This is a genomic window from bacterium, from assembly GCA_027622355.1.
Classification (GTDB): Bacteria; UBA8248; UBA8248; order UBA8248; family UBA8248; genus JAQBZT01.
Map to the genome: position 1 here is coordinate 1 of JAQBZT010000251.1, position 4,383 is coordinate 4,383.

The following is a 4,383-nucleotide window of genomic DNA, read 5'->3' on the forward strand; positions in this document are numbered from 1 at the left end:
TCTCCACCCCGGCGGGCCCTACACCTTCGAGGGCGAGGACAAGACCTATCCCGACATCCGCCTGATCTACTGGTGTGGAGGCAACCCCTTTCACCACCACCAGGACATCAACCGCCTGATCCGGGCCTGGCGCCGCCCCGACACCATCATCGTCCATGAACCCTGGTGGACCTCGACCGCACGGTTTTCCGATATCGTTCTCCCCGCCACGACAACGATGGAGCGGAACGACATCGGCGCCAGCTCGCGCGATCGCTTCATCCTCGCCATGGAGAAGATCGCGGAGCCGCAGGGAGAATCGCAGAACGACTACGACATTTTTTCCGGCCTGGCCGAGCGGATGGGAACGCGCGAGGCATTCACCGAAGGCCGGGATGAAACGGAATGGCTCCGGCATTTGTATGAAGATGCCCGAGAGCGCGCCGCCGAACGGCTGGTGGACTACCCTTCTTTCGATGAGTTCTGGGAGAAGGGCCACGTCGAGATTCCCGCCCCCGAGCGGCCGCACGTGCTGTTCGAGGATTTCCGGCAGGACCCGAAAGGGCGGCCGCTGGGCACGCCGTCGGGAAAAATCGAGATTCACTCCAAGACCATCGAAGGCTACGGCTACGCCGACTGCCCGCCGCACCCCGCCTGGCTGGAGCCTTGCGAATGGCTCGGCGGGGTGGAAGCCGCGGACTACCCGCTTCATTTGATCTCAAACCAGCCCACCTATCGCCTGCACAGCCAGATCGACACCGGCCGCAACAGCCGGGAGAACAAGATCAAAGAGCGCGAAGCGATGTGGATGCATCCGGATGATGCCCGGAAGAGAAATCTCGCCGATGGCGATGTGGCGCGCGTTTTCAACAGCCGGGGAGAAATTCTCGCCGGGGTCCGCGTCACCGACACGGTCCGCCCGGGCGTCATCCAGATCCCCACCGGGGCCTGGTACGACCCGCTCGTTCCCGGCGAGATCGGCACCCTCGACGTGCACGGCAACCCCAACGTCCTGACGCCGGACAAGGGCACTTCGAGCCTGGGACAGGGCCCCTCCGCCCACAGCACCCTGGTCGAGGCGGAAAAATACGAAGGGGAGCTGCCGGAGATTCAGGTCTTCCGCCCGCCTGTCATCGAAGGCTGAAAACGCTTCTTCTTCGCGTCAAAATATTTTCTTCAACAGATTCCCGATGGGATCGTTTTCTCCGAAAATCAGGAAATAGAGCAGGATGACCAGCCACGTGACGAAAGAAGGCATCTTCGACCAGGCATAGACCCTTCGGCGGAATCCAAGGCGAAGGAGAAGCTCGACCGCCACGACCCCGGCCATCCCGCCCAGGGCGAACTGCCGGAACCGGGTGAGGGAAACTCCCAGGGCATCCATCGCCAGAAACCCCAAAATTCCCCCGCCAATGATGCCCACCAGAAAAACATAAAAAGGCCATGAGACTTCGGGCATTTCTTCTGGGGCGCCTTCGGCGCGCTCTTGTTCTTCGGTCATCGCAATTTTCTCCCATCATTCCCATTGACTGCAGGCGGGACAAAAGTAACAAAAATATATTCTCTTGCAGAATTTTCACCATGTCGGCACCGATCCTCATCCATTTCTCTTGCGATTTCAATGCTTTCTTTCCGAGGGCGGCTGCCCTTCCCTCCACGAATTTTCTGTGCGGCGATTTTGCGTGCCGTGGCCCATATTTGAGACAAAGGGCGGGAACCGTGCTGCCAAGAGGAGGGAAGGCGATGTCGGAAAAACGCATCGGCCGGATCAATCATGTGTTCAGGAAAATCAGTGCCGCCAGCCTCGTGCTTGAGGAGCCCATCAGCGTCGGCGATCGCATCCACATCGAAGGCCATACCACGGACATGATCCAGAAAGTCGGATCCATGCAGATTGACCGCAAGCCGATCCGGCGGGCATGGCGGGGGGATAACGTCGCCATCCTCGTCCACGGGAGGGTTCGCGAGAACGACGAGGTTTATCTCGTGAGCTACGATGACAAAGAAGGCTTCCTTACCGAGGACCAGGAAGACAAGCTGGTGGGGGTCGGTGCCGAGGAGGACGAAGTCCTTTTGTAGGAAAACATGAAAAACGGTTTTGTTCGCCCATCTTCCGGCATGTCCGGAGGAAAAGGGGTTGTTTGCGGCTTTCATGCGTCACGTGCTATTGAGCCTCCCCTTCCTTCAACCGATCGAGCCGCAGGCGGTGGCGCGCATCGCTGAGCCGGGCGGCGGCCCCGTAGACGGCGGCAAGCGTGCCGAGGCAGGTTCCCCCCGCGATGAGAAACATGATCAGAATCTGATACTTGATCGCCTCCAGCGGATCCACGCCCGAGAGTATCTGGCCCGTCATCATTCCGGGAAGCGAGACCACCCCCGCCGCCGCCATCGCGTTGACGATGGGGATCAGCCCGCTCCGCACGGCCCGCCGCACGAGGGGGCGAAACGCCTCCTGGCGGGGATACCCCAGCGCAAGCATGGCCTCGATTCCCGCCCGCTCGCTTCCAATCTGGCCGGTCAATGCATTCAGGCCCAAGGCAACGCCCGTCATGGTGTTGCCGAGGATCATGCCGAGCAGCGGGATGGCATAGCGCGGGTGGTACCAGGGGTCGGGCTGAATCTGGGTCGCCAGCGCAAAGACCGTCACGACCGTTCCGGCGAAAAGCATGGAGACGGTCCCCAGGCCGTAGGACCACCATCCCGACAGGCCGCGTTCCTGCCGCGCAGAGGCCTCCCGCCCGGCGAAGAGAATCATGACGGCTGCCGCAAGGGCGGTCAGGGCGGGCGAAACCAGATCGAAGAGCGCCTTGAGCACCAGCCCCATGACGCCGAGCTGCACCACCATCCGGAGCGCGGAAAGAAGGTACGGCCGCGCAAGCGAGAGCCGCAGCCAGACGGAGATTCCGGCGTTGAGTCCGATCAGGAGCCCGGCCAGGAACAGATCCAGCCCATCCAGAGAGATGAAGGTGGCTTTCATGATCCCTCTCCGGAGATCGTCCCGCCCGCGATCCGCAAGCGGCGCCGCGCCAGACGCGCCGCCTGGGCGGAATCGTGCGTGCTGAACAAGATGGCGGCGCCCTGTCCCAGGCGCTCCCTCAGGATGGCCTCGACCGCCACCGCGGAATCCGGGTCAAGTCCCGAAGTCGGCTCATCCAGCAAGAGGACGCGGGGAGCGCGCAGCAGCGCCCGCACGAGAGCGAGGCGGTGCCGCTCTCCGGTGGAGAGCACCGCGAGGGGACGCCGGAGAACTTCGGAGGGAAGGCCCAGCGCGGGCAAAAGCGCCAGGGCCGCATCGGGGTCCTCAAAATGCGCGGCCGGGGTGTCCGCCCACCAGCCGGGCTCGGCGGCGAGGTAGATCACCTGCCGGCGCCACTGGGGCGCCGGCATCTGCCCGCGCGCGGCGTCATCGAGAAAAACACTTCCTTCGTTGGGGTCGAGATCGGCGATGGCACGGAGGAAGATCGTCTTCCCGGAGCCGGAGGGACCGAGCAGCGCCACCGCCTCGCCTGCGGCCACGTCCAAATCACAAGGAGCAAGGCCGGGACGGCTGAGTCCCCGGATTTTGAGCATTGCAACTCTCCCTACGTCAACCCCTCTTCCATGCGGGAGCGAAGCTGGGCGTCATCGGCGAAGATGCCGTCATCGAGCTCCACGCCCAGCCCACTCGCCACCCGGGCGATGTAGTTGCGGTAGCTCGAAACGGTCGCGATCTCGAGGATCTGCACATCGCTGAACCCGGCCTCCCGGAGCTTCTCGATGTCCGCCCCGCCGACCGTCCAGGGCACCAGCGTAATCTTCTCGGCATACTCGAGCATGGCCCGATCCCCGGGGCTCAGCTCCGCTCCGCGGAAGTCCTCCTTCAGCGCCAGCGCCTTTTTCTTCGCATCCCCCGAATCCACTTCACAGAGAAACTCTCCGTGAGAGACTGTTCAGTAGCGGCATTTCAGAAGGGAGGAAATCGTGACCGCCAGCATCTCCTCGCGGGCGCGGCCCAGCGAAGTGGCCCCGAAGGTGATCGCCCTCGAAAAATCGAAATAGGCCTGCATGAGATCGGGCTTGAGGCTGTATATCTTCCGGATGTTGGGGACATAGCCCCGGAGGCGGGCGGCTTCATCATATTGGCGCTTCACGTCCCCTTCTGCGCCGGACTCATCGATCGTTTCAATCCAGGCCATTTCACTCTCCCTCTGCGCACGGGGCTGAAAGCATCGAATATCTCAACCCTTCACCACAATGTTCACGAGACGCCCGGGAACCACGATTTCCTTGACGACCGTTTTGCCCTCGAGATAGTTCGCCGCGGCGGCTTTCGCCTTTTCGAGAAGCTCCTCTTTCCCGGCCTCTGGAAGGGCCATAAAGGTGCGGCGGGTCTTTCCGTTGATCTGGACGGCGAATTCCTTCTCC

8 protein-coding genes are annotated in these 4,383 nt (G+C 62.4%); 2 read left to right on the forward strand and 6 right to left on the reverse strand.

The features are described 5' to 3' along the window. The coding region (locus O2807_12640) for a molybdopterin-dependent oxidoreductase (GenBank protein ID MDA1001347.1) at window positions 1–1,123 on the forward strand (1,123 nt) is incomplete at its 5' end. A gap of 18 nt (window positions 1,124–1,141) precedes the next feature. On the opposite strand, the gene O2807_12645 is transcribed toward O2807_12640, so the two are convergent. Then, window positions 1,142–1,480 carry a hypothetical protein gene (locus tag O2807_12645; protein ID MDA1001348.1) on the reverse strand — a complete coding sequence of 113 codons (339 nt, stop codon included), beginning with the start codon at window positions 1,478–1,480 and terminating at the stop codon, window positions 1,142–1,144. Window positions 1,481–1,722: 242 nt separating this feature from the next. Between O2807_12645 and O2807_12650 the strand changes: the two genes are divergently transcribed. Continuing rightward, entirely contained in the window at window positions 1,723–2,058 is a 336-nt protein-coding gene (locus O2807_12650; GenBank protein ID MDA1001349.1) for a translation elongation factor-like protein, read from the forward strand. An 85-nt stretch (window positions 2,059–2,143) separates the two neighbouring features. Here O2807_12650 and fetB read toward each other — a convergent pair whose 3' ends face one another. The 5 genes from fetB to O2807_12675 all read right to left on the reverse strand — a co-directional run. Then, window positions 2,144–2,956 carry an iron export ABC transporter permease subunit FetB gene (gene fetB, locus O2807_12655; GenBank protein ID MDA1001350.1) on the reverse strand — a complete coding sequence of 271 codons (813 nt, stop codon included), beginning with the start codon at window positions 2,954–2,956 and terminating at the stop codon, window positions 2,144–2,146. Continuing rightward, entirely contained in the window at window positions 2,953–3,549 is a 597-nt protein-coding gene (locus O2807_12660) for an ABC transporter ATP-binding protein (GenBank protein MDA1001351.1), read from the reverse strand. Before O2807_12660 ends, fetB begins: the two co-directional genes overlap by 4 nt. A gap of 11 nt (window positions 3,550–3,560) precedes the next feature. After that, window positions 3,561–3,878 carry a peroxidase gene (locus O2807_12665; protein ID MDA1001352.1) on the reverse strand — a complete coding sequence of 106 codons (318 nt, stop codon included), beginning with the start codon at window positions 3,876–3,878 and terminating at the stop codon, window positions 3,561–3,563. Window positions 3,879–3,908: 30 nt separating this feature from the next. Further along, a complete protein-coding gene (locus O2807_12670; GenBank protein ID MDA1001353.1) occupies window positions 3,909–4,154 on the reverse strand; it encodes a hypothetical protein in 246 nt (81 codons plus the stop codon). A gap of 42 nt (window positions 4,155–4,196) precedes the next feature. Then, window positions 4,197–4,383: hypothetical protein (locus tag O2807_12675; GenBank protein ID MDA1001354.1), on the reverse strand; the 187-nt coding region annotated here is incomplete at its 5' end.

What these genes read in the sequence shown, in the direction of transcription:
- O2807_12645 (MDA1001348.1), bottom strand. Translation starts at nt 1,480, where the DNA reads ATGACCGAAGAACAAGAGCGCGCCGAAGGCGCCCCAGAAGAAATGCCC.
- O2807_12650 (MDA1001349.1), top strand. Translation starts at nt 1,723, where the DNA reads ATGTCGGAAAAACGCATCGGCCGGATCAATCATGTGTTCAGGAAAATC.
- fetB (MDA1001350.1), bottom strand. Translation starts at nt 2,956, where the DNA reads ATGAAAGCCACCTTCATCTCTCTGGATGGGCTGGATCTGTTCCTGGCC.
- O2807_12660 (MDA1001351.1), bottom strand. Translation starts at nt 3,549, where the DNA reads ATGCTCAAAATCCGGGGACTCAGCCGTCCCGGCCTTGCTCCTTGTGAT.
- O2807_12670 (MDA1001353.1), bottom strand. Translation starts at nt 4,154, where the DNA reads ATGGCCTGGATTGAAACGATCGATGAGTCCGGCGCAGAAGGGGACGTG.